The following is a 25174-nucleotide window of genomic DNA, read 5'->3' as shown; positions in this document are numbered from 1 at the left end:
CAAACTGTTCTTTAAAGATGGCTAATTTATTTTAATATTAAGAATAAAACCTATAACACATATCCTGGCAGGGCCTTGCTCATGTACGTACAATATAAGTTGCACCTTCAATGGCCAAATCCGTATTTGGAAAAACTTCGCGGGCTTCCGTAAGAAAATCATCCAGTGTTTCGTACCTGCTGCTGAAATGACCTATGAGCAATTTGTGTGCATTGGCTTTTAATGCAATGGCAGCAGCCTGCCGGCTTGTAGAATGCATCCGGCTCAGCGCTTTCTCTCTCTGATCGTCCAAATAGGTAGCCTCATGATACAACAGGCTTACCCCTTTACATTTTTCCGCTATGCCTTCATCATACAAAGTATCTGCGCAGTAGGCATAGCTTTGAGCAATTTCCGGCGGCTTTGTTACCCATTCATTTTTTATTGTTTCTCCTCCTTTGGTAATATAATCTTCACCTGTTTTAAGCTGCTGGTAAAATGAGGAAGGGATAGCATACTGCCGCAATTTTTCGCTGTTGAGTTTTAATGGTTTTTCCTTTTCCTTAAATAAAAAGCCCCAGCACGGAATGCGGTGACTAACCGCAAAACAACTTACCGTTATCTTCTTTTCATCTACAAGCACTCCATCTTTTTCTATAGCAACAAAATGCAGAGGATAAGGCAACAGGGTATCAGACGACCTGAACTGTATTTCTATGATCTCCTTCAACATGGGAGGCGAAAATATCCAGAGATCCTCTGTACGGCCGTTTAATCCATAGCTGGTGAGCAAACCCGGCAATCCAAAATAATGATCGCCATGTAAATGTGAAATAAAAATGTAGCGGATACGGTTACGGCGGATCTTGTAATTGTTCATTTGTATCTGCGTACCTTCGCCGCAGTCCACTAAAAAAAGATGCTCATTATAATGAACTACCTGCGCTGTAGGATGCCTGTTGTGCATGGGAAGCGCTGAATTATTGCCAAGTATGGTTACCGCAAACACATTATATGATTAAGTGATGCAAAAGTAGGATTAAGTTGATCATAATATGCAGGGGGGTTAAAGGTATAGGGTGTAAGGCATGAGGTGTAAGACACACCTTCAACCTTCCACCTTCCGCCTTCCACCCTATCCCCCGAAATCAAACAGCGTTGCCGTAAACACACCTCTTTCTCTTTTTTTAAAAACCACATCCCAGTTACCGGTATAACGCAATAATTTCGGAACCATGTAACCATTCGTTCTTGTCATTTCCACCTGCATCTGAACATCAAAATCATATATACCGGCTTTATAGCTCATGGCATAATTACGGGCAATAACTTCAAAGGTTTTTACATTAAACCAGGTTGTCATTTCATCAATAACCACCCGGTTTCTTTTTGCTCCGCTTAAACCGTCTTTAACTTTTACGGAAAATACATAACACAGCTCACCCAGGTGTTCCTGCAAATCGAGATGATATTCGTAAAATGGCGCCATGTCTTCTTCAAAAATGGCTGTTTTACCGCCTATAAAAGGTAGTCCGGGTATGGCTTTGCCCGGATTAAAAAAAAGCATTTTCAGTTGTTCTTTATGCTTTGCCATGCCTGATTTTCCTTTTACATTCAACTCCGCCCCCTTTACAATATTGGTTTCACCACAAATGGTGTCCGGGGCAAAAAAAAGACTGGCATATAATTCCGGAGTGTAATAATTATAATGACGGTCATGGTCATACATATCTCCCGTTACGTCTTCATGCAATATGGTAGTATGCCTGCAACCTTCGTTTGCCCATTGTGCGGTTTTGCTGTATAACGATGCTTTTACTTTCCCTTTTTTATTGAACATCCTGATATCATTCAGCGAAGTGAAGCTCAAAACACGGAGGTTGCGGAAGGCTTTGTAAAAAGTAGTATCGTTCTTTACCTTTTCAATAAAGGAAGGTATATCCACATTGTTGCGGATAATGATCTCTGAAAGTGTAATTACCTTTTTATCTATCAGCACTGTATCGCTCTCCTGTGCCGAAACAAATGCCGCAGGTATCAGTAAAAGTACCGGCAGCACTGTTAAAATAAGACGTATATGCGGGTATTTATTTTGCAAAAGACATTTTATAGTCTACACTTACTTTGCCTTTGGTTATATCATCCAGCTTACCTTTCATTAATCTGCGTTTAAAAGGTTTCAGGTAATCAATGAATAATTTTCCTTCTATATGGTCATATTCGTGCAGTATTACCCTTGCTGTTATTCCATTGAATGTTTGTATATGCGGTTGAAATTGTTCATCCATATACCCGATCGTTACTTCCTCGTTGCGGTAAATGTCTTCTCTTATTTTAGGAATACTCAGGCAGCCTTCATTATACGCCCATTCCTTACCATCCAGTTCTTTAACATGCGCATTGATAAAAACCTGTTTAATGCCGGGTGTATCGGGGTATTTCTTTCTTTCATTTTCATCCATACCGGCAAAAATCTGTGTGCTGTCCATAACAAAAAGCCTTACGTCGCGATTAATCTGGGGAGCAGCCAGCCCTACCCCGCTGGAAGCATACATGGTTTCCCACATATCATCTATTAACCTGTTCAGTTGAGGATAGTCGGGTGTTATATCCTTACACACTGTTCTCAGTACCGGGGCACCATATGCTATAATGGGTAAAATCATCGGCTTTACTTATTGATTCGCGTATTTTATGGCTGCAAATTTAGCTGAAATTCCTGAAATTCATACCCGTTATACACCGGCATACTGCAGTCGGATTTTCGCCTTTTGAAGCGCCCGTTTTAAGAACCCCCTTCAGTGATACCAACAATTTTTGATCGCTGCAGATTTTTTTTAGTAGCAGCCAGCCCAGCAAACACCTTATCTTTGTTTATCTTTAACCATAGGCTTGAAGTTACATGGCTAATAAATTAAAAAACAATAAGTCTAAATATCCTGATCCTGAAAAACTTACAAGTGATAAAGCAGAAAAGATCAAAGTAAAAGAGCTGGTGAAGGATGAACGCACCCATAAAATACTGGGAAGCGTGCTGCTGCTTATTGCTTTTTTTCTCTTTATAGCATTCACTTCTTATATTTTTACATGGCGCCAGGATCAGGACAAAGTATTACAGGGTTTTTCAGCATTCTTATTTGGCGATAGCATAAAAGCGGCCAACCTGCTTGGCCGTATAGGCGCTTACATATCCCATATGTTTTTTTACGAAGGCTTCGGCTTATCATCTTATCTTTTTTGCATTTTCTTTTTTATTATGGGCGTGAACCTGTTGTTCGGTGAAAAGATTTTCTCACCCTGGCGTAATTTCAGGTATATAGTGGTGGGGCTTATATTTTTCAGCACGGCATTGGCTTTCATTACACAGGGCAACGGCTTTCCGTGGGGCGGAGAAACAGGTAACATAACCAGCCACTGGCTGAGCGGTTTTTTAGGAAAACTGGGTACTGCAGCCCTCTTACTGGTTGGCGGCTTTTCCTATTTTATATGGCGGTTTAACCCGTCTTTCTCCCTGCCATCTAAAAAACAAAAATATAAAGACCAAAACGGGCACAGCAAACTGGTGCCGGTAGATAATTCCTTTACCGAAGAAGCAAGGCTGTTCACAGAGGAAAATACGATCAATGACGCTAAAGGCAATACCCTCAAACATCCCGGCGGCGTAGTGGTCATCAATCCGGCAGGGATAAACGACTCCGGCGGAAAAATAGTGTTGTCGGAAACCGGTCACGAACCGAAAACCACCATTATCCCCAAGTCACGTAAAAAAACGACAGCAGAGCTGGAATTGCAGATCAACGCGTTAAAAAGTACAGAAGAGCCTGATGATGCCGGCCTTCCTGACGATGAAGAAACACCCGTAAAAAGAGTTGAGAACCTGCCACCTTACGACCCTGTTCTTGATCTTAAGGATTACAGGTACCCGTCTCTTGATCTGCTGGAAACCCATGGAAGCGAAAAAATTGTGCTGGATGCTTCCGAGCTGGAAGCCAACAAGCACCAGATCATCAACACGCTGAAAAATTATGATATTGATATCCGGCAGATCTCCGCTACGGTAGGCCCCACTGTTACCCTATATGAAATTGTTCCCGCTGCAGGCGTTCGTATTTCGCGCATAAAAAACCTGGAAGATGATATTGCCTTAAGCCTTGCGGCCCTGGGTATACGCATCATTGCTCCCATTCCCGGGAAAGGGACTATTGGCATTGAAGTGCCCAATGTTAAAAAGTCTATCGTAAGCATGAAAGGACTTTTATCGTCGGATAAGTTTCAGCAGAACAAATTTTCACTGCCCATAGCTTTGGGCAAAAAAATAGACAATGAGCATTTTATTGTAGATCTTGCTACCATGCCCCACCTGTTAATGGCCGGCGCTACAGGACAGGGTAAATCGGTAGGCATTAACGCCATACTGGTATCGCTTCTGTATAAAAAACACCCATCACAGCTTAAACTGGTGATGGTAGACCCTAAAAAAGTTGAACTGAGCTTATACCGGGTAATTGAAAAGCATTTCCTCGCCAAGCTTCCCGGTGAAGAAGAATCCATTATTACCGACACCAAGAAAGTAGTACACTCGCTGAATGCCCTGTGTATTGAAATGGACAACCGATACGATCTGCTTAAAGAAGCAGGCTGCCGGAATATAAGGGAGAACAATGAAAAATTTGCAGCCCGCAGGCTCAATCCCGAAAAAGGCCACCAGTTTTTACCTTTTATGGTTCTGGTCATTGATGAGTTTGCCGACCTTATCATGACCGCAGGCAAAGAGATTGAAATGCCTATTGCGCGTTTGGCCCAATTGGCCAGGGCGGTGGGGATCCACCTTATCATTGCCACCCAACGCCCATCGGTTAATATCATTACCGGAACCATTAAAGCCAACTTCCCTGCAAGGGTTGCCTTTAAGGTTTCTTCTAAAATTGATTCCCGCACCATTTTAGATACGGGCGGCGCAGAACAGTTGATAGGCCGCGGAGATATGCTGGTGTCTTACAACGGCGAAGTAACCAGGTTGCAGTGCGCTTTTGTAGATACGCCTGAAGTAGAAAAAATTGTTGAATTCATTGGTGAACAAAGAGGATATCCCCAACCCTTTTATTTACCGGAATATATTGATGAAAAAGAGCTGGAAGGCAAAGATTTCGATTCAGGGAACCGCGATCCTTTGTTTGAAGAAGCCGCCCGGCTTATTGTTCAAAGCCAGATCGGATCTACTTCATTATTACAGCGCCGCATGAAGCTGGGATATAACCGCGCAGGCCGCTTAATGGATCAGTTGGAATCGGCAGGGATCGTAGGACCGAACCAGGGCAGCAAGGCAAGAGATGTAATATTTAAAACCGAAATGGAATTGGAAGAGTTTTTGCAGGCATTGTAAAATAAAAGCCGGTAACGGCAATATCACATTAAACTATATTGCTGTTGCAACAGTCTTTGAAATAACTATCTTTGCGCACCAATAAAAAACGAATGAAAGGAATATTAACTATTACAGCACTACTGGCTATGTTCTCCCTGACAGGAGTAGCACAAAATTCCGTTAAAACCCTTGGAACCAATGACCCCGACGCTAAAAGAGTACTGGACGGTGTAACCGCTAAATTTAAAACATACAATACTGTTAAAGCAGATTTTGTGTTGCAAATTGAAAATGCGGCAGGCAAGATCCAGGGCACAAAAAAAGGAACGGCCTATATGAAGGGCAACCAGTATAAAGTAGAACTGACCGACCAGGAGATTTTTTGCAATGCGCAGAAAATATGGACTTATGATAAAGGTGCAAATGAGGTTCAGGTGAGTAAATTTGATCCCGATGGCAGCAGCTTTACGCCTCAAAAGATATTCACAAATTTTTATGAAAAAGATTTTCTGTACAAGCTGAATGGCGAGAAAAAAGAAGGTAAAAAAACATTACAGGAAATAGAACTTACCCCTACTGATAAAAATAAAGCATTTTTTAAAATACTGGTATGTGTAGACAAGGCAACAAAGAACATCGTTTCAACCAGGCTGTTTGAAAAAAACGGCAACCGTTATGTGTATAAAGTTTCAAGCTTTATTCCCAACCCAAAAATAGACAACAGCTTTTTTGTTTTTAATGCTACCAAACATCCGGATGTTGAAGTAATAGATCTGCAGTAAGAGGGGACAAGGTATATAAGGTATGAGGTATAGGGTGTAAGGTATAAGTGTGTGAGGTGTGTTACGAACGGGATAACGATAGTAATTACAATCCGCTTCATCGCAGATCAGTGGAGGCAGGGTTTTGTCCGGCAGCACCGTTTCACAATCCATCCATTTTTCATTTACTTTTACTTTTCGGTAAACAAGCCGTATGCCACGACTGTAATCAACATGCCAGTTTACATGAACTGTATATAAGGGCTGTAGCAGGTTTGTCATTCAATAAATGGCACCCCGCGGGCTTAATTACAGTCATTGTATCGTTTTATGGATGATCCTGTGTAGGGTCCGCACTATTTGTACCCCAACGGAAGGAAGCAATACTAAATCCGCAAAGATCAAGTACCCTGTCTACCACGGTGGCGGCTACAGCTTCAATGGTTTGAGGACGGCTGTAAAAAGAAGGTGTAGCAGCACAAATGATGCCTCCGGCCAGGGTAACCGTTTCCATATTACGGATATGAATAAGGTTATACGGCGTGTCTCTCACAACGCAAATCAGCTTTCTTCTTTCTTTTAGTATTACATCGGCGGCTCTTGTGATCAGGTCATTTGAAACGCCTGTGGCTACCCGTCCTAAAGTGCCCATAGAACAGGGAATAATGATCATTGTATCAAATTGCCCTGAACCGGATGCAAAAGGAGCGTTAAAATCATTTTTCCCGTAAATATTAACAGCATATTTATCGAAAGGATCATCGCCGAGCTCCGTTTCCCACACCTGCCTGGCGTTGTCTGTAATTACCAGTGCAAGCTCATTCCATTGTTCGGGTATGGCCGATAACTTATCCACCAGTTGACGGGCGTACAAAGACCCGCTGGCGCCGGTAACTGCTACAACAATTTTTCGCTTCAATTGTGAGTTATATTTGTAAAAATAAACGAATCAAAATGCAAATATCCGGCATTTTTCTTTGTGTTGCTACCAGTATCCTGCTATATGGCATGAACACGCCTGCAGGCATCCCTTTTGATTATACAACAGATACAACTATAATCAACCCTGCAGAAAATGAGAAGCTGCAATGGCTAACACTTGCTGAAGCGGAAGCTAAAATTGCTTCCCAAAAAAAAGCCATTGTTATAGACCTGTATACCGATTGGTGTGGCTGGTGTAAGGTAATGGACAGGAACACCTATACAAACGCCCATGTTATTCAATATGTTCACAAAAACTTTTATCCGGTCAAATTAAATGCAGAAACGAAGGAAATACTTACCTGGCGCGGAAGACAATATAAATACAATGAAAATTACCGGGTAAATGATTATGCTATCCTGTTAACCGGCGGACAACTTTCTTATCCCTCTACAGTTATTTTACCCGCCGACGGTTCGGCGCCCCAGGTAATTCCCGGTTATTTAAAGCCGCCTGACATGGAGCTGATTTTGAAATATTTTGGCGAGGGCCATTACGGTAAAACACCTTTTGAACAATACAGAAAAAATTTTGTTCAAACCTGGAAATAATTTTTTGTTTGCAACAATATAAAAATCGGATATATCGTTATATGTCCGGTTTTTCATAGGATATTGGATTTAAAACGGGGCAGGATTTCCATCCAGCCCTTTTTTTATTAACCCATTTTTCGGACACTCTTTTTAATTCCTCTCTTCCAGAACATCCAAATTTAGCAACCTGCCACCGCCTTTCCTTTCAAATATTTGCTTTTTTTAAAATAAAATTAATGTGTTGTGCAACGTTTGCAGTATAATATTGGTCTCATTATTGGTTTTTCATAGGATATTGGATTTAGAAACGGGGCAGGATTTCCATCCAGCCCTTTTTTTATATGATCTCCGTTAATAAAAAAAATTCCCCCTTAAGTTGGTCATAACATTGATTCTCAACACTATCGCAACCATAAAATGACGCTTTGCCGGCTACGGCAGCCAGAAAAGAAAAAAATTTACGCCGTATAAATACTTAAATTAAAAAAACGATTTAAATTCGGCTTTTCATAGGATAAGGTTTAATGGTTAACGGTTAAAAGATTAGTGCCCCTCCCCCGATTTATCGGGAGGGGGTTTTTTATAGTATTTTGTTCCCGCGATACTTCTTTTTATGACCGTGTAAAATTTTTGAACAACACCACCGCCTGCACATATGCAAAGCGATCTTCTTTACCATATTGCGCTAACCATGGTTCCGCATATTGGCGATGTGCATGCAAAAGCATTGTTACAGCATTTTGGCAGTGCAGAAAGTATTTTTGCAGCCCGCAAATCCCTCCTTGATAAGTTTCCCGGAATAGGCATTATCCGGTCAAAAAGCATCAAAACATTTAATGCCTTCAGCAGAGCGGAAGAAGAACTTCGCTTCATTGAGAAATACAAAATAGCAACGCTCACACAAATAGACACAACCTACCCGAAGCGTTTATTGCATTGCTATGATGCGCCTTCTCTTTTATATTACAAGGGGAACGCCAATCTAAACCAGAACAGGGTCATATCCGTCATCGGTTCCCGCAATCACACCGAATACGGTAAAGAAATGACCTGCAGGATAATTGAAGATTTAGCTCAAAATGACGTGGTTATCGTGAGCGGGCTGGCTTACGGCATAGATGCTTTGGCACACCGGTGCGCGCTAAAAAACAAATTATTCACCATTGGGGTGCTCGCCCATGGGCTCGACCGCATTTATCCTGCCGCCAATAAAATACTCGCAAAAGAAATGACGGTAAATGGCGGGCTGCTTACAGATTTCATGTCGGGCACCAAACCGGATAAACAAAATTTTCCAAAAAGGAACCGCATTGTGGCGGGTATTTCTGATGCTACTGTAGTTATTGAAACCAATATCAACGGGGGAAGCATGATAACAGCAGAACTGGCCAATAACTATAACAAGGATGTGTTTGCGCTCCCCGGGAGGGCAACGGATAGCAAAAGCACAGGCTGCAATTACCTGATCAGGAGCAATAAAGCGGCTTTAATTACATCGGCAACGGATATCCTGCAGTTCATGAACTGGTCGGGCGCTCCTGAAAAGAAAAAGGTAATGCAGAAGGAATTGTTCACAGAACTGACGCCGCATGAACAAGCGATCCTGCAAATCATCCGGGAAAAAGAAACCGCCTCCATTGATGAGATCACCCCCGGTTGCGGCTTTAGCAGCAGCATGATTGCCGCTGCTATATTGAACCTTGAACTGCAGGGTATAATAACCTGCCTGCCGGGGAAAATATATAAACTTTTATAAGGGCAACAAAATTTGGAAGCTATTTATCCTCTCCCCTATCTTTGCACATGGCAACAATAATCAACTCCGCTAAAAACAAATTCCCTCAAAAATTTTTTGGTGAAGGTTTAACCTTCGATGATGTGCTGCTTATGCCGGCTTATTCGCAGGTGCTTCCACGCGAAGTAAGTATCAGTACAAAGCTCACCAAAAACATTGTACTGAACATACCGCTGCTTTCTGCAGCCATGGATACCGTAACAGAAGCAGATCTTGCCATAGCGTTGGCCAGGGAGGGCGGACTGGGAATTCTCCATAAAAACATGACAATTGAAAGGCAGGTTGAACAGGTACGAAAAGTAAAGCGCAGCGAAAGCGGGCTGATCCTTGATCCCATAACCCTGCAGGTAGATGCTACTATTGGAGATGCATTGAAGCTGATGCGGGAAAACAAGATAGGAGGAATCCCGATCATAGATGTTGATAAAAAACTCGTAGGTATTCTTACCAACCGTGACCTTCGTTTTGAAACTTCCCTGAAGAAAAAGGTGAGTGAAGTAATGACAACGGAAAACCTGATCACGGCCCCCGAAGGAACAGACCTTACCAAGGCCAAAAAAATACTCAGCCAGTATAAAATTGAAAAACTGCCGGTGGTAAATAAAAACGGGCAATTAACAGGACTCGTTACCTACCGTGATATTTTGCAATTGCAAAGTCATCCCAATGCGGTAAAAGACAGTTTTGGCCGTTTGCTTACCGGCGCTGCCCTGGGTATAACTGCCGACCTGATGGACAGAGCGGCTGCTTTACAGCAGATAGGTGTAGACGTGGTATGTTTAGACAGTGCCCACGGGCATAGTGCAAAAGTCATTGAATCACTAAGAAAGTTGAAAAAGAATTTTAAAAAATTACAGGTCATTGCCGGCAATATCGGAACGGCAGCAGGCGCCAAAGCCCTGGCTGAAGCAGGAGCAGATGCTGTAAAGGTAGGTATCGGTCCGGGTTCTATATGCACCACCCGGATCGTTGCCGGTGCAGGCGTTCCTCAAATTACGGCTATTATGGAAGCGGCTTCCGTACTTCACAAATTGAATATACCGCTCATTGCCGACGGCGGCATACGCTATACAGGAGATATGGTAAAAGCACTGGCAGCTGGCGCGGGTGCAGTAATGATGGGAAGCGTTTTTGCGGGAACAGAAGAAAGCCCCGGCGATACTATTATATATGAAGGCCGGAAGTTTAAGCAGTACCGGGGTATGGGCTCCCTGGGTGCAATGGGACAGGGAAGCGGTGACCGCTATTTCCAGGATGTGGAAGATGATATAAAAAAATATGTACCGGAAGGCATTGAAGGCCGGGTGGCATTTAAGGGTAACCTGAGCGAGATCGTATACCAGTATACAGGCGGATTAAGGTCGGGAATGGGTTATTGCGGAGCTGTTGATATTGCAGCACTGCAAAAAGCACAGTTCATTAAAATAACCAATGCCGGGATGAATGAAAGCCATGCCCACGACATAGAAATTACCAGGGAAGCTCCGAATTATACGAGGTGATGCTTGTGCCTGCAGGTTACAAGTTACAGGGCGGGCATGTTACAAGGTGCCACGTACAGCCAACTTGCAGCCTGAAACGCACAAACCTGAAACAACAACATGTAACCTGTACCCTACAATCCGCTCCCTGCTGTAAAAATTTCTTTCCCTGCCATTGAGTATATGTTTTCCTGCTCTCCTCTCTTAGTGATAATGAAACAGGAGGGTGCATATTACCGGGGCTTTACGGAAGAGGAATTTGCTGCAGATGAATATTTTCAGCAATGGGTGCTGCTGCCCGATGATGAAACCGAGCTGTACTGGAAATCATATGCCCAAAACCACCCCCATCAGCAAATAGCCATTACCAATGCTTTTAAGCTTGTACAGCATCTGGCTGAAACCGGGTTTCATATCCCTTTTTTATCGCAAAGCGAAAAACAGGCACTGAGAGATAATATCTTTCAGCAGATCAGCTTATCCCATAAAGCCATTGGAACAGCCCCCTCCCGCAAAAGAAGCAGATGGTGGGTATTGGCCGCAGCAGCAATGGCGCTTGTTACCATAAGCATTTTTTTCCCTTTTCATATCCCTGAACAAACAGCGGCTGTTGCCATGGTATTGCAAAAAACAGACTTAAAGGAAGTAAAAAAGATAATGCTGCCCGATAGTTCGGCAGTTGTCCTCAATGGCAATTCTTCCCTGCGGTACAACAGCGATTTTGCAACAGCTTCCGTAAGGGAAATTTTTCTGCAAGGCAATGCCTATTTCCGCGTAAAAAGAACGGCGAGCCTCACTCCTTTTATTGTACATGCCAACCAGTTGAAAATTTATGTAACCGGAACAGAGTTCAATGTAAATGCCCGTACCAGGGCCACCGACGTAGTACTCACCAGTGGCAAAGTGAATGTAACGCTTGAAAAAAATAAAAGAAAAACGGTGTATATGCAGGCCGGCTATACGCTCAATGTAGACACCGTCAACAATGAGCTGATCACTGCCAGGGCCGACACCAGCTTATATACTGCTGCATGGAAATTAGACGAATGGCATTTTGAGGAAACCAACCTGGTAACCGTTGCCCGGCTTATTAAAGAATACTATGGAATGGAAATGGTTTTCTCCTCCGAAGCGCAAAAACAGCTTATGATCACCGCGGTAGTATCGGTTAATGATTTCTCAACATTGATACAGGTAATAGAAAAAACCTTAAACATCAGCATACAAACACAAAATCAACAATTAATCATTATTAACCCTCAATCAAAACAGTTATGAAAAGAAAACCATCTTTTTCAAAACGCTGCTTAGGGACAATGTTAACGGCCGTATTGTTTTTACTTGCCGTAACAGGGGTATGGGCGCAGGATATAGCCGCACTTTCCCCCACCCCAGTAAACAAAACCAACCCCGCGGGAAGCGATCTGAAAACAACTTCCCTGCAGGAATTTATGCATGAATTTAAAAAAACGTATCAAAACATCTATTACAGCTACGAATCAAATGCCCTCAGATCGGTGAGCGTAAATTACGATGTGCTGGATGCTTCCCAACAAAGCGATCCCGACGTTGTATTGAACAAAGTGCTTCCCCCTGCAGGATTGATGTTTGAAAAAGTTAAGGAAGTATACGTTATAAAACAGGCCGTATTAAAAAATCGGGAAGAAAATTTTGCTGTTCCCGCTGCCCTGATCAGTACTGATGCTGCTGCCGCCGACTTTTCCGTAAGGGGCAGGGTAAGTGATGAAAACGGGGGTATTGCAGGCGCAACAGTAAGTGAGAAAGGAACATCGAACGCCACCAATACGGATAATGATGGAAATTTTTCGCTGAACGTAGCCAGCGCTTCAGCTATACTGGTAATCAGTTCGGTGGGTTATGCCACCCGGGAAGTGGCAGTTGACGGAAAAAGCCAAATCAATATCGTGCTGGCGTCGAATGTACAGGAACTGGAGGGAGTTGTAGTAACCGCTCTCGGTATTACCCGCGAAAAAAGGTCGCTTGGTTATAACGTGGGCCAGGTAAAAGGAGAAGACCTGACAAATGTGGCTAACGAAAGTATGCTCACGTCAATGGCGGGTCGTGTTTCCGGGGTAACAATTAACCAAACCAGCGGTGTGGGTTCTTCGATCAGTGTAATCATACGGGGAGCCTTTTCACTGAAAAACAATCAGCCGCTTTTTGTTGTGGATGGTGTGCCAATGGAGAGCTCAATAGCCAACGTAAGCGAAAAAGGAAGTAATAATAAGGTAGATTACGGCAATGCGATAAATGATATTAATCCGGATGATATCGAAAGCATGTCTGTACTGAAAGGACCCAGCGCAGCTGCACTGTATGGATCAAGGGCGAATAATGGAGTAATATTAATTACCACTAAATCTGCAAAAAAAGGTAAGGGATTTGGCGTTTCATTCTCTACATCCAATGTATGGGAAAAGCCATATCGTTTTCTTGACTTTCACTACAAATATGCCAATGGTGAAAGACCTTTCCAACTGGATGAGCTTTCCGCATACTGGGGTGGAATTCCCTTAGATAAAGGAAACACTGCTGTACAGTGGAATAGCCCGGTGGACGACAATGGCAATTCCATTCCTACAGAATTGGTATCGTACAAAGACAATATGAAAAACTTTTTGAACACCGGGTTTACCACAGACAATAACTTGTCGGTTTCGGGTTCTTCTGAAAAAACCACCTATCGTTTTTCATACAGTAACATGAGCAATAAAGGATTGATCCCTGGTCAGGATCTGTACAGGAACAGCCTTTCTTTTGCCGGCTCTTATGATATTGCAAAAGCACTTACCATTTCTACCAATGTAAACTTTGTTCGTTCACATTCAAACAGCAGGCCGCTTACTTCCGAAAGAAATGCCAATCCGTTGCAGGAAGTATATGCAATGCCACATGTAGATGTAAGGGATCTAAAAGGCATCTGGAAGCCCGGACTCGAAAACATTGAGCAGCTTTCTGCAGCTCCCGGAGAGTTTAATAACCCTTATTTTCTTGCCTATGGTATTCAAAACGGCTTTGTACGGGACAGGTTTTTTGGTAATATAAAGCTTGACTGGAAGATTTCAGAGGCGTTCTCTGCATTTGTTCGCGGAACAATGAATACAACCAACCAGTTCAATGAAACAAAAATTGCATGGAGCTATACTTCGCTCCCTACCGGAGGATATTATATAGACAATGGCTTTGGACAGGAGGTAAATACAGATTTCTTATTGTCGTATAAAAAGAAAGTAAGTGATTTTGATGTCAGCATCTCCGGTGGCGGAAACTATATGCAGGCAAGAGGGCATAGTGAATCAATGGGTGGAAGAAACCTGGTGGTTCCTAATTTATACCGGATCAGCAATATTGCCAGAGACAACCTGAATTATAGCAACTCTGCGTCGAAAAGATCCATCTACAGCTTATACGGTCTGGCTTCTCTCGGCTTTAAAAACCAGGTTTATCTGGACCTCACTGCAAGAAATGACTGGTCAAGTACCCTGCCCGCTCATAGTCGCTCGTATTTTTACCCGTCAGCATCTTTAAGCTGGCTGACAAATACAACATTTAACTTACCAGCTTCTGTTAATTTGCTCAAGTTGCGCGCAGGATGGGCACAAGCCGGTAAAGACGCTGATCCATATCAACTATATAACGTATTGGGTACAAGCTCATGGGGCGGATTGGTGACCACAGGAATTTCAGGAGTTTTATTGAACTCCGCATTAAAACCCGAAATATCTACTTCTATTGAAGGTGGTTTGGATTTGAACATGTTTAATAACAGGTTAAGGTTTGCCATAACGTATTACGACATGGTGAACACCAACCAGATATTTAATGTTAGCATGCCTGAATCTTCCGGTTTCTCAAGCAAACAGATCAACGGGGGCAAACTAAGAAGCAAAGGATGGGAAATTGATTTAGGAGGAACTGTAATGAGTTCGGGGAACTGGAACTGGGACCTGAATGCCAATTTCAGCCGCAACAGGGTTGTTCTTGAAGAGCTGTATGAAGGTGCTACTTTCCTCAACCAATGGAGTGAAGCCAGTGCAGGAGCCTATACTTTTGTAGGTGACCAGCTGGGTAATCTTTACAGCAGAGGCTATCCTAAAGTTGAAGATCCCAATTCTCCTTACTATTTATGGCCGATTATTGAATGGGACGGTTCATCAGGTGGTGCACAGTGGCAGGAGTTATCATCCGGTTCAGGAAACCCCAATAACGAAAAAGTGGGTAATTACAATCCGCGCTTTTTAATGGGGCTGCAATCATCCCTTAGCTGGAAACGCTGGTCTCTGGGCTTAAGCTTTGACTGGAGGAACGGTGGCGAATTTATGTCCTTCACTTATCGTTATGGTGAGTCGGACTGGAAATCTCAGCGGCAGATCGATAACCTGATCCCGGGAAATATGTCTAAAGAAGACCTGGTTGCACTGTTAAAATCAGATCCGGAAAAGTACATTATACCCAAAAATGGTAATTTCCCGCGCGTAGGCGGTCATACAGAGGAAACAGGCGGCCTGCCACTTGCTTTACCGGGAGGTGGTACAAGCTATGACGGCGCTTTTGTTCCCGGAGTGTGGCAGGATGCTGACGGAAACTATCACGAATGGTTAGGCGGAGATGGCACCGAATATCAGCCAATCACAAATGTTTATCCCTGGAGCTTCAACAAACAGGTTACATTCGATGCTTCCTTTATTAAATTAAGAGAAATCACCTTAAGCTACAGAATACCTAACCTGCTGAACATTACAAGAAATGCAACTTTTTCTGTGTATGCAAGAAATATTATGCTATGGAATGCTGCTAAAATTGGTATTGATCCGGAAAGAGCATTCTGGGCAGACCCGGGTGTCGGAGGTTTCAGACAAGGAATTGAAAGACAAAATATTTTACCCTGGACTATTCCCTTTGGGTTTAAACTAAATGTTGATTTCTAGTATAACACAAAACTTATTATTATGAAAAGATTACAATTCATTTATAAAATTGTTTTCATTTCCAGTTTGTTTTTTGCAGTTTCCTGTTCAAAAGACCTGGATAAAACAAATGAAAACCCCAATGGAGTGAATCCGTCCACTGCAAACCCCAATTTGCTGATGGCTGGTATTCAAAGCGGGTTTGCTAACAATTATCTTGGCCTGGGCTACGGCAAAATATCAGGTGTAATTCAGCACATGCAGGAGGATGGCTGGTATTCAGGTTATAACTCTTTCGACTGGAGCGAAGAAGACTGGAGCGGATACTATGGACTTTTGAGAAACAATGAATTCATGTATGAACGTGCCGTAGAACTTGGAAATAAGTTTCACGAAGGCGTAGCCTTAACCATGAGAGGCTTTATTTTTGGAACCATTGCTGATTTATGGGGAGATGCCCCGTATACCGATGCCCTGAAAGGAGATGAAGACTTACTGTATCCTTCTTACGATAGCCAGGAAACAATTTACAAAGGCGTTTTAGACGACCTGAAAGCTGCTGCAGGGGCTTTTGCGAGTACAGGAGATAACAGTAGCTATTATGCTTCGGGTTATGATATATATTATGATGGTAATGTTACTGCCTGGCAAAAGTTTACGAATTCTCTGATTTTAAGGTTTTCAATGCGTTTATCGGAAAAATTGCCAGATCTTGCAAAATCAAATATAGAAGCTGTATACAGTTCCGGCATTTATATCAAGGACCCATCGGAAGACGCAACGATGGATTTTGATGGAATCCCTCCCGGCAGCGCCTGGCCCGGAAATACAGAGAATGATCCCAGCGAATCCAATTGGAGGAGAAGAAAACCCTGCCAAACTTTAATAGCAAAGCTCAATGCTTATGATGACCCCAGAAGAGATGTGTGGTTCCAGCCGGTTCATTGCAGGTGGGTGGCGGACGCAACCTTGTCTGTACAGGTTGATCCTTATATTCGTGAGGGCGGTGTTTTGACCAGCCTGGTGTCTCTGCCGGAGAGTGATTTGAGTGGCGGCACCAACGGTTACAAACAACAAATTGCTGCGGGTAAAGTTTATACCCGTCGCTTTAATCCTAATACATATGTTCCTAACGCACCCTTCAACACTGAAGCTCCTGATACGAATGAATATGTAGGTATACCTCCGGCTCGTTTGTACCCCGACTATTACAATAACAACCCTACTTCCGGGCAAAGTGTACAGAATCAACACGTTTCACAGTTATCATATCTTTTTCAGAACAAAGATGACGGTAAAAATGGCTTCCTTAAGGCGCGTTTGGCAACTGCAGTAGAATCTGCATTCATTCTTGCAGAAGCAGCGCAAAAAGGCTGGGCTGCAGGTTCAGCAGAAAACCATTATAATGATGGCATCAGGTTTTCATTAACCAACTGGGGCGTTGAAGACGGATATGGTGATTATATTACTACTGCAGGCGTAGCTTTTGACGGATCACTTGCCCAGATTATTGAACAAAAATGGATTGCCGGTTTTACAAGTGCATTAGAACCATGGTTTGATTTTAGAAGAACAGGGTTCCCTGCACTTGTAGCCGGAAATGCTTCGGCAAGACCCCAGGTTGCGGTAAGGTTAATATATGGACAGAATGAGCTGAACAGAAATACTGAAAACTCCTCGGCCGCTATTAATGGTATTGAAAATAATTTTAGTACCGACCCACGTGGTAAAAACAGTCAATGGGGCAAACCATGGTTATTGCAGGGTACCGGTAAACCCTGGTAATAGTCAAGTTTACTTAAGATGTAATTTACAAAACCTGTGAGGCTTGCCTTGCAGGTTTTCTTTTTGATATTAAGCTTATTAAAAACCTATAACTCAAAGCTAATGGTTGACCCCCGATAGCCAGTTACGATTCTTTACAGATGCGGTCTGACCCTTCTTACATCGGGTACCGACCACATCTTTATTTCACCCGATATGAAAAATAAATTATTCCTTTTTTACTGTTTGCTCTTTTCAGGTGTTTCACAATATACCATTGCCCAGTTGTCTTATGCCCCCGCCGGCACCAAAGACACAGCCTTCTGGCAGGAATATCACGAAGCATACCGCGTAGGAAAAAATCCGGACGCCAATGAAATAAGAAGCATTGCAGTTGATCATGGATCGAATGTGTGGGTAGCTACTGCGGGAGGAATATATATGAAAAAGCCCGGAACATCTGCATGGGCAAGCATGATCTCCGGCAACGATAACGGTCCCGCATACGTGGTAACAACAAATGAACAGGCAGTATGGGCAGGAACATGGAATGGTGTGTATGTTTATAAAAGCAACATACTCAAAAAAATACCGGGAACAGCAGGCCCCGTTTCTGCATTGTGCGCTGCAAAAAAGGGGTTATACGCTTTTGGTCCTAAAGGCGTATGGATATTTGACCGGGGCCGGTTCCTGAAAAAAGATTACCCTATTGCCCGCTCCATACGGGATGCAGTTGCCGCTGCCAACAACAGTATATGGATAGCCAGTGATGTGGGATTGTACCATATTGTACAGGAACAGGTACAACATCTTACAGACAGCAGCCGGTTGCTCAGCGCTTACGTAAAGGGGTTGGCATTCGATGACAAACACCGGTTGTGGGCCGGTGGTTTGGGCGGTGTAAGCATCATCCGGGATAATAAAAAAACACATGCACTCCAGCCATCTAATGGCATGCCTTCCATTTACGTGAACTGCGTGGAAAAGTCGCCCGATGGAAGCATGTGGGTAGGAACAGATGCAGGCATAGTGCGTTACGCGCCAAATGGCTCACATACATTACGTTTCAGCAGGCGGTGGCTGCTGGATGATAAAGTAACTGATATTGCTTTTGACAAAGAAGGCAATGCATGGGTGGCTACGCCTAAAGGAGTAAGCGCTATCAAAAAAAGAAAAATGACCCTGGCGCAAAAACAGGATTTCTTTTATGATATAACCATGAAGCGCCATGTTCGCGAACCGTGGATAGTAGGCCCTGCCCGTTTAAAAGACCCCGAAGACGTGAACAAATGGCAACCGGAAGACGATGACAACGATGGGGAGTTTACGGCCAGCTACCTGGCTATGGAAAGTTTTCGCTATGCGGTAACCGGAAGTAAAGATGCCAGGGATAAAGCAAAGAAGGCCTTTGATTTTTTGAAGCTGTTGCAAACCATAACCGGCACCGATGGCTTTTTTGCCAGAACAATAGTGCCGGCAGGCTGGGGAAACAATGTGCATGACCCCAACAGGAAATATACGGAAAGAGAACTGGCGGAAGAACTGGTGAAAGAGCCACGGTTCAAACCTGTTGAAACGCGGTGGCATAAATCGAAAGACGGGAAATGGCTTTGGAAAGGAGATACGAGCAGCGATGAATGGTGCGGTCATATGATGGGTTATTACTTTTATTACGAGCTGGTGGCCGATGACAAAGAAAAACAAATCATCCGTGAACATGTTGCCCGCCTGGTTGATCATTTGATCAGCAACAATTTCAATATGACAGACATTGACGGCACCCATACCCGTTGGTCGGTATGGAGCCCGGATAAACTTAACCGCGATCCGGAATGGATGCCCGACCGGCACCAAAACTCAATGGAGTTGCTGACTTTTTTAAAACTGGCTTATTACATGACGGGAAGCGCCAGGTACCAGGATCATTACCTGAGGCTGATCAGGGAGGAAAACTACCTGGAGAACATGGCTAAGATCCCCGAACAAAATCCTGCTTTTTTTATTTATTTCGATGTGATCCTCCAGGCTTACCTCTACCCTGTTCTGATTGGATGTGAAAAGGATCGCGCACTGCTTGCCTTTTACGAAAAACACATGGATAACTGGATGGAAAAACGAAAGGGCGATAAAAGCCCGTTGATCAATTTTTTGTATTGCTATACACGCAATATAAAAGTGGAGCTCACCTCTTCCGTTGAGTTCCTGAAAGATACACCGCTTGACCTGGTGAACTGGAGGTTTGATCACAGCAAAAGGGAAGACGTAAGAATGGTGCACGAACCTGTGCTGGATGATCTGCAGGTAAATGAATTGCCGCCGGCCAGTATACGCACTGCGGTAAGGTGGGATAAGAACCCCTGGTCTGCTATAAACGGACATCCCGATATAGAAAGAGAACCGGTATTCTGGCTGCTGCCTTACTGGATAGGACGCTATTTGAAAATGATTGAATGAACTTATAAGAGGCGGGTACAAGGTGCAGGTTACAGGGTTGCAGGAATAATAAAGCAGATTGTGGGTAAAAAAGGAGAAAAAACCTATGCATTTTATTGTATTTTCTTTAGCTTGTAGTGGCTGTAAAACCCTGTTTGAAAAGATAAAACCCCTGCCATGCAATTCGGTCAGTACTTCTGCGCGTTTGTTATTTTCATATCAGCATTATTAACTTCCTACCACGATGAAAAGCCTGTTGTTGCGTTCACCGGCAACAACGCAAAGCATGGAGCTGCTGTCAAACACCAATCTTATACCGAAATACCGGATGTGCAGTATGGTGATGCAGATAATCATTACCAGCTTCTGGATGCCTATCTGCCGGATGACCGTAACCACAACACCAAAGTGATCGTATACATTCATGGCGGAAGCTGGGTACAGGGTGATAAAACCGAATTTCCAAAACCATTGATCGAAGAACTGGCAGGCAAACGAAAATATGCTTTGGCATCCTTAAACTACCGGTTGGTGAAAAATGGAAAAAACACTTTTCCCGCGCAGATAGAAGATGTACAAAAAGCACTGGCATTTATTTCGGCAAATGCCGCTGAATACAGGTATGATGGCAACAGTTTTGCATTAATAGGTGCAAGTGCCGGCGCTCACCTGGCTATGTTATGTGCTTATGGCTACGACAGTTTAAAGCAAGTAAAAACTGTTGTGGATATTTTTGGACCCTCGGACCTCTCGGATGAAACGGTGCGTAAACCGGGAACGGAAAGCAATGACATCATCGTCAATTTCCTGGGAACACCCGATACGTTCGCAAAGATCGTGAAACAGTCCAGCCCGTATTTTCACCTCACTCAAAAAACCGGCGTTCCTACTGTTTTATTTCACGGCACTGCAGACGATCTGGTTCCTGTTGACCAGTCGGAGAAATTGTACAAAAAATTACAGCAATTGGGTATTCCTTCAAAAATAAAATTATATCCGGGCGAGAAGCATGAATTACGGGCACCCATAGCTGCAGATGTATTTTCTACACTCATGGCATGGCTGGATGAGCATTATCCTGTGAAAAAATAAAGTGTACCGTTAAGGTTGAACAATAGTGAATAATTCATTCACCTTCTCAATTCACTATTCACACGCTTCTTGTTCGGCCTAACAGCATGCACCCCTATACACTATTTCAAATAGCCCGGCGGATAGTTTACTCTGGTTAAAAACAATCCGTGACCCGGCACGGCAAAATTGGCTTTTGAGCAATCCCTGTCCTCAATAATTTTCCGGAAAGCATTGATATCTGTTTTACCCCTGCCCACCTGCAGCATGGTGCCAACCAGGCCTCTTACCATGCCTCTCAGAAAACGATTGGCCTGCACATGATAAACAACATGATCATTTACCATTTTCCACCGGCTTTCCTGCACTCTGCATATAAAATTCTTAACCTGCGTATTGCGCTTGGAAAAGCTTGTAAAATCTGTATACTGTAATATTACCGATGCCGCCTCCTGTAGCCGATCGAAATCTATTGTATAGGGAAAATAATAAGCCCTGTCGCTCAGGAACGGATTTTTGGTTTTGTATACATAATACATGTATTCCCTGCCTATGGCGTCGAACCTGCAATGTGCGTTCACCTGCACGGGGATAATACGGCTTATTACGATTGCAGGAGGAAGTATGGCGTTGAGGTTATAAATATAGCGTTCCGGTATGGGTTGATCAAAGTCGAAGTGAAAAAAATTCTGCAATGCATTCACTTCCGCATCTGTTCGTGATGACCCGGTGAGCAATATATCCTGTTTAAAAAGAACAGCCATTGCCTTTTGAACCTCAGATTGAATGGTAACCGCATTATCCTGTATCTGAAACCCGGCATACCCCGCTCCTTTATATGCTATTTCAATAAAATATCGTTCCATTGATATATCCCATTAACCGGATGACTGCAAAGCTAAAAGAAAGAACCAGGAACTCAATAACAAATCGGTAGCTGAAAAAGCATTAAACAAAATTGTTCGACCCTTTCAGGGTCAGAATTCTTTTTATCGTATGGTAACCTTTTAGGATCAATACAGATCCTTATGCATAAAGTGACCGAACCAGGCGCAGAAATCGTTGTGCAGGGGTTTTATTCCTATCCTGAAAAGAGAAAGGTTTACGGAAGAAAAATCAGGATGCGCCGCGACCAGAACAATGCTTTCGTTATCACGCCCCGGAAGGTGAAACGACCAACAAAATACTTTTATTATGCTTTTCCCGTTGGAATACGGTGTAACTTCATTCGGAACACAGGCCTAAAACCGGATTTAATATATTTTAATATTTCTTTATGGCTGTGGCGGTTGGGGATTGGTATATTTGTGAACGAATTTAAAATCAATCTTATGAAAATCAATAAAGGCATTCTTTATTTAACCGCAGTTGCGTTCCTTTTTGTTTCTTCTTCCGCTCATGCCCAGTTGCTCAAAAAAGTACTGGGTGATAAAAAAGATTCTTCTTCATCAGCCGGTGTGCTCGGCAATGTTTTAGGAAAAGGCAGTAGTTTAAGCAAAGATGATATTGCGGCCGGACTCAAAGAGGCGTTGTCTGTTGGCGCAGAAAAAGCAGGCAAAAACCTGTCTTCCATTGATGGGTATTTTGCCAACGCCGCTATTAAAATATTAATGCCTGAAGAAGCCAAAAAAGCAGAGCAAAGACTAAGAGCCGTTGGATTGGGCAGGCAGGTAGATGAGGCCATACTTGCCATGAACCGCGCTGCGGAAGATGCAGCAAAATCGGCAGCTCCGATCTTTGTAGATGCCATCAAACAAATGAGCATCCAGGATGCGGCAGGCATATTAAAAGGGGGAGATTTTGCAGCAACCGATTACCTGAAAGGCAAAACCACAACAGCGCTTACCGCGTCTTTTCGGCCGGTGATAGAAAAATCACTCCAAAAAGTAGACGCCACCAAATACTGGAATACCGTATTTACTGCTTATAATAAGTTTTCAGCCGATAAGATCAATCCCGACCTTTCGGCCTATGTAACGGAAAAAGCCTTAAGCGGGATCTTTTACCAGGTAGCACAGGAAGAGCAGCAGATCAGGAAAGATCCTTTGGCCAGGACATCTGAAATACTGAAGAAAGTATTTGGCTCCGGTTAACGGCACATATCTTTAGTAAAAGGCATTACGGTAATCCTTTTCCGGCAGGGCCAAACTACCCGGCACAATTCATCCGGCAGATAGCGCTATTTTTTTCGTTGGCTTTGTCATAAGCTTTATTTCAGAAAAAAATAATAAATAACAGCCCAAATGGCAATAAAGAATAGCCCTGGTATAGTATGGCTTTAAGTTTTTTCATATCCTTTTTGATGAGCAAAAGATATAAAACATAAACAATAAATGCAGCTATTAGTCCTATCGGGATGAACGGGTATGTCATAATATTATTTCTTATATTTCATTCTGTTTCAGATCCTTTTTAGCGTCCGTCCGGCAAAGGATCGCATGATCCATTAACGGGTTCCGATCATAAATACTGCCGGAACTGGTCTTTGCTTTTTATCGGAAGGATGTATGGTTTCCCTGCCATTCACGAGCATGCAACTGCTGCCGCCGCCATCGAGGTTGAGCGCTTCCCAACAGCCCAGTTCCTTCAACAACTGCGCTTCCTGCAATAAGGTGGCACCTTCAGCAACACCTTTATTCCTGCCTTCTATTACCAGGATAATGAGCTTATTGTTCCTGGTATAGCCCATGCCTGTGCGGGGATGCTTATCTTCAATCGCTTTGCCTGCGAATTTTAATTCCTCGTTATTCGTGACCTTTATTTCACCTTCCTGCAATAATACAGGTCCGCCGCCTACCGCAGTTCTCATTTTCCATTTTACAGCGCCCGAATCGAGAATATTCACGGTATTTATTCCGGGTTTATAAAAGCTGTTTGAATCAGCAAATGCTTTTACCGGGTTTTGTAGGGCCAGCACTTTTCCCTCTGCACTATCGGTATACAGCCAGGCAATATCGGCCTTCCTGCGCCTGGAGATGCCTATAGCGCTGCCAAAGGTATGCAGGTAAGTTGATCCGTCTTTTTGTTTCCGGGAGTGCCTGTCGTAACCCACCAGTTTCCTGTTTTTGATTACAGGGTTCAGGTTTTGATTGGTGGCAAAAGAAAAAAAGTACAATTAACCACTACAACAGGGTTATTGTTCCTGGTATAGAACTGTTGCGGGGTCAGCCTCCTTTTATTGGTTGTATCTGAAGTAAAATTCAGTCTCCTGTCCTTAAGATCGGCTTCTATATAATATGCGATATTGGGTTTGCCATCCAGCGGGTCTGTTGTTCTATAAACATGCACGGATGCGGGCAGATCCCCAAACAACGAATCAACCCTCACCCATTTTATTTGTGCATCTAACTCAAATGCTATAAAAGCAAGGTAAACGATAAAGCATATTCTTTTCATTCGGTCCGGGTATTGTTGTTCACGAAAATTCTTTCACCGTACCATCGCTATAACCCACCACCACGGCAGAAGCCATTTTTACAAAAAGACCGTTTTCTACAACGCCGGGTATACTGTTGATTTGCTGTTGCAGTACAGCAGGATCTGAAATGGAACCGAAACGACAATCCAGTATATAATTCCCATTATCGGTTTTAAATGGCCCGGCTTCCTTTTGCCGCATTGCTGTTTGACAGCCCAGCAATGCCAGTCGCCTGGAGGTATGCTGCCACCCAAACGGGATGATCTCTACCGGCAGCGGGAACTGCCCAAGTATTTTCACCATCTTGCTCTCATCTGCTATAACAATAAAGGTTTTACTGCCTGCAGCTACAATTTTCTCTCTCAACAATGCGCCCCCCCCGCCTTTAATAAGATTAAGCCGGTGATCTATTTCGTCTGCACCGTCAATGTCTATATCAATATGATCAACAGCATCCATGTCACTGATCTTTATGCCGCATTGCAATGCCAGCCTTTCTGTTTGATCAGAAGTTGCTACTGCAGTGATCTGCATACCCTGTTTCACTCTTTCTCCCAGGTATTGAATAGCCCAGTAAGCTGTAGAGCCGGTGCCCAGTCCTACTATCATTCCATCTTTAATGTACTGTACTGCCTTGTGAGCCGCTGCCTGTTTTGCATTCATG

General features: G+C 43.3%; 20 protein-coding genes. 11 read left to right on the top strand and 9 right to left on the bottom strand.

Annotated elements, in window-relative coordinates; genetic code table 11:
* Nucleotides 1–79: 79 nt before the first annotated feature.
* The 3 genes from PLH26_RS00215 to def all read right to left on the bottom strand — a co-directional run bounded on the left by PLH26_RS00215 (nucleotide 80) and on the right by def (nucleotide 2645).
* On the bottom strand, nucleotides 80–988 hold the full coding sequence (locus PLH26_RS00215) for a ribonuclease Z (RefSeq protein WP_324583950.1): 909 nt from the start codon (nucleotides 986–988) through the stop codon (nucleotides 80–82).
* 126 nt (nucleotides 989–1114) lie between these two features.
* Entirely contained in the window at nucleotides 1115–2077 is a 963-nt protein-coding gene (locus PLH26_RS00210) for a hypothetical protein (protein WP_324583949.1), read from the bottom strand.
* A complete protein-coding gene (gene def, locus PLH26_RS00205) occupies nucleotides 2067–2645 on the bottom strand; it encodes a peptide deformylase (RefSeq protein WP_324583948.1) in 579 nt (192 codons plus the stop codon). The genes PLH26_RS00210 and def overlap by 11 nt, the downstream gene beginning before the upstream one ends.
* 236 nt (nucleotides 2646–2881) lie before the next feature.
* On the opposite strand from def, the gene PLH26_RS00200 reads away from it, so the two are divergent.
* Both PLH26_RS00200 and lolA1 read left to right on the top strand, forming a co-directional pair.
* Nucleotides 2882–5362 carry an FtsK/SpoIIIE family DNA translocase gene (locus PLH26_RS00200; protein WP_324583947.1) on the top strand — a complete coding sequence of 827 codons (2481 nt, stop codon included), beginning with the start codon at nucleotides 2882–2884 and terminating at the stop codon, nucleotides 5360–5362.
* 92 nt (nucleotides 5363–5454) lie between these two features.
* The gene (lolA1, locus tag PLH26_RS00195) at nucleotides 5455–6126 is read left to right on the top strand and encodes an outer membrane lipoprotein periplasmic chaperone LolA1 (protein ID WP_324583946.1); all 672 of its coding nucleotides are present in this window, start codon (nucleotides 5455–5457) and stop codon (nucleotides 6124–6126) included.
* A 307-nt stretch (nucleotides 6127–6433) separates the two neighbouring features.
* Here lolA1 and PLH26_RS00190 read toward each other — a convergent pair whose 3' ends face one another.
* Nucleotides 6434–7024, bottom strand: coding sequence for a UbiX family flavin prenyltransferase (locus PLH26_RS00190; protein ID WP_324583945.1), 591 nt, complete (start codon nucleotides 7022–7024; stop codon nucleotides 6434–6436).
* 35 nt (nucleotides 7025–7059) lie between these two features.
* Between PLH26_RS00190 and PLH26_RS00185 the strand changes: the two genes are divergently transcribed.
* The 8 genes from PLH26_RS00185 (at nucleotide 7060) to PLH26_RS00150 (ending at nucleotide 21113) form a co-directional block, all read left to right on the top strand.
* Nucleotides 7060–7638 carry a thioredoxin family protein gene (locus tag PLH26_RS00185; protein ID WP_324583944.1) on the top strand — a complete coding sequence of 193 codons (579 nt, stop codon included), beginning with the start codon at nucleotides 7060–7062 and terminating at the stop codon, nucleotides 7636–7638.
* Nucleotides 7639–8275: 637 nt separating this feature from the next.
* On the top strand, nucleotides 8276–9376 hold the full coding sequence (dprA, locus tag PLH26_RS00180) for a DNA-processing protein DprA (protein WP_324583943.1): 1101 nt from the start codon (nucleotides 8276–8278) through the stop codon (nucleotides 9374–9376).
* Between the two features lie 47 nt (nucleotides 9377–9423).
* A complete protein-coding gene (guaB, locus tag PLH26_RS00175; protein ID WP_324583942.1) occupies nucleotides 9424–10917 on the top strand; it encodes an IMP dehydrogenase in 1494 nt (497 codons plus the stop codon).
* A gap of 192 nt (nucleotides 10918–11109) precedes the next feature.
* A complete protein-coding gene (locus PLH26_RS00170; protein ID WP_324583941.1) occupies nucleotides 11110–12174 on the top strand; it encodes a FecR family protein in 1065 nt (354 codons plus the stop codon).
* Between the two features lie 38 nt (nucleotides 12175–12212).
* The gene (locus PLH26_RS00165) at nucleotides 12213–15845 is read left to right on the top strand and encodes a SusC/RagA family TonB-linked outer membrane protein (protein WP_324583940.1); all 3633 of its coding nucleotides are present in this window, start codon (nucleotides 12213–12215) and stop codon (nucleotides 15843–15845) included.
* A gap of 21 nt (nucleotides 15846–15866) precedes the next feature.
* Nucleotides 15867–17609, top strand: a complete 1743-nt coding sequence (locus tag PLH26_RS00160) for a SusD/RagB family nutrient-binding outer membrane lipoprotein (protein ID WP_324583939.1) — start codon at nucleotides 15867–15869, stop codon at nucleotides 17607–17609.
* Nucleotides 17610–17804: 195 nt separating this feature from the next.
* Complete coding sequence (locus tag PLH26_RS00155) at nucleotides 17805–20042, top strand: ligand-binding sensor domain-containing protein (protein WP_324583938.1); 2238 nt, start codon at nucleotides 17805–17807, stop codon at nucleotides 20040–20042.
* Nucleotides 20043–20198: 156 nt separating this feature from the next.
* Nucleotides 20199–21113 carry an alpha/beta hydrolase fold domain-containing protein gene (locus PLH26_RS00150; protein WP_324583937.1) on the top strand — a complete coding sequence of 305 codons (915 nt, stop codon included), beginning with the start codon at nucleotides 20199–20201 and terminating at the stop codon, nucleotides 21111–21113.
* 101 nt (nucleotides 21114–21214) lie between these two features.
* Here PLH26_RS00150 and truA read toward each other — a convergent pair whose 3' ends face one another.
* Entirely contained in the window at nucleotides 21215–21958 is a 744-nt protein-coding gene (truA, locus tag PLH26_RS00145) for a tRNA pseudouridine(38-40) synthase TruA (RefSeq protein ID WP_324583936.1), read from the bottom strand.
* 465 nt (nucleotides 21959–22423) lie between these two features.
* Between truA and PLH26_RS00140 the strand changes: the two genes are divergently transcribed.
* Nucleotides 22424–23185: a DUF4197 domain-containing protein gene (locus PLH26_RS00140; protein WP_324583935.1), complete on the top strand. Its 762-nt coding sequence runs from the start codon at nucleotides 22424–22426 to the stop codon at nucleotides 23183–23185.
* Nucleotides 23186–23306: 121 nt separating this feature from the next.
* On the opposite strand, the gene PLH26_RS00135 is transcribed toward PLH26_RS00140, so the two are convergent.
* The 4 genes from PLH26_RS00135 to rpiA form a co-directional block, all read right to left on the bottom strand.
* Entirely contained in the window at nucleotides 23307–23465 is a 159-nt protein-coding gene (locus PLH26_RS00135) for a hypothetical protein (RefSeq protein ID WP_324583934.1), read from the bottom strand.
* Between the two features lie 73 nt (nucleotides 23466–23538).
* On the bottom strand, nucleotides 23539–24144 hold the full coding sequence (locus tag PLH26_RS00130) for a phosphodiester glycosidase family protein (protein ID WP_324583933.1): 606 nt from the start codon (nucleotides 24142–24144) through the stop codon (nucleotides 23539–23541).
* A 26-nt stretch (nucleotides 24145–24170) separates the two neighbouring features.
* A complete protein-coding gene (locus PLH26_RS00125; protein ID WP_324583932.1) occupies nucleotides 24171–24488 on the bottom strand; it encodes a hypothetical protein in 318 nt (105 codons plus the stop codon).
* A 19-nt stretch (nucleotides 24489–24507) separates the two neighbouring features.
* A complete protein-coding gene (gene rpiA, locus PLH26_RS00120) occupies nucleotides 24508–25173 on the bottom strand; it encodes a ribose-5-phosphate isomerase RpiA (protein ID WP_324583931.1) in 666 nt (221 codons plus the stop codon).
* Between the last annotated feature and the right edge of the window lies 1 nt (nucleotide 25174).

The sequence above is a fragment of the Agriterribacter sp. genome, from assembly GCF_035444585.1.
In the GTDB taxonomy this organism is placed as follows: domain Bacteria; phylum Bacteroidota; class Bacteroidia; order Chitinophagales; family Chitinophagaceae; genus Agriterribacter.
The sequence above is the reverse complement of the archived record's forward strand: the minus strand, read 5'-3'. Positions and strand labels throughout refer to the sequence as shown.

Coding starts and splice junctions, on each gene's coding strand:
- def (WP_324583948.1), bottom strand. CDS start 2,645: ATGATTTTACCCATTATAGCATATGGTGCCCCGGTACTGAGAACAGTG.
- PLH26_RS00200 (WP_324583947.1), top strand. CDS start 2,882: ATGGCTAATAAATTAAAAAACAATAAGTCTAAATATCCTGATCCTGAA.
- lolA1 (WP_324583946.1), top strand. CDS start 5,455: ATGAAAGGAATATTAACTATTACAGCACTACTGGCTATGTTCTCCCTG.
- PLH26_RS00185 (WP_324583944.1), top strand. CDS start 7,060: ATGCAAATATCCGGCATTTTTCTTTGTGTTGCTACCAGTATCCTGCTA.
- dprA (WP_324583943.1), top strand. CDS start 8,276: ATGCAAAGCGATCTTCTTTACCATATTGCGCTAACCATGGTTCCGCAT.
- guaB (WP_324583942.1), top strand. CDS start 9,424: ATGGCAACAATAATCAACTCCGCTAAAAACAAATTCCCTCAAAAATTT.
- PLH26_RS00170 (WP_324583941.1), top strand. CDS start 11,110: ATGAAACAGGAGGGTGCATATTACCGGGGCTTTACGGAAGAGGAATTT.
- PLH26_RS00165 (WP_324583940.1), top strand. CDS start 12,213: ATGTTAACGGCCGTATTGTTTTTACTTGCCGTAACAGGGGTATGGGCG.
- PLH26_RS00160 (WP_324583939.1), top strand. CDS start 15,867: ATGAAAAGATTACAATTCATTTATAAAATTGTTTTCATTTCCAGTTTG.
- PLH26_RS00155 (WP_324583938.1), top strand. CDS start 17,805: ATGAAAAATAAATTATTCCTTTTTTACTGTTTGCTCTTTTCAGGTGTT.
- PLH26_RS00150 (WP_324583937.1), top strand. CDS start 20,199: ATGCAATTCGGTCAGTACTTCTGCGCGTTTGTTATTTTCATATCAGCA.
- truA (WP_324583936.1), bottom strand. CDS start 21,958: ATGGAACGATATTTTATTGAAATAGCATATAAAGGAGCGGGGTATGCC.
- PLH26_RS00140 (WP_324583935.1), top strand. CDS start 22,424: ATGAAAATCAATAAAGGCATTCTTTATTTAACCGCAGTTGCGTTCCTT.
- PLH26_RS00135 (WP_324583934.1), bottom strand. CDS start 23,465: ATGACATACCCGTTCATCCCGATAGGACTAATAGCTGCATTTATTGTT.
- PLH26_RS00125 (WP_324583932.1), bottom strand. CDS start 24,488: ATGAAAAGAATATGCTTTATCGTTTACCTTGCTTTTATAGCATTTGAG.
- rpiA (WP_324583931.1), bottom strand. CDS start 25,173: ATGAATGCAAAACAGGCAGCGGCTCACAAGGCAGTACAGTACATTAAA.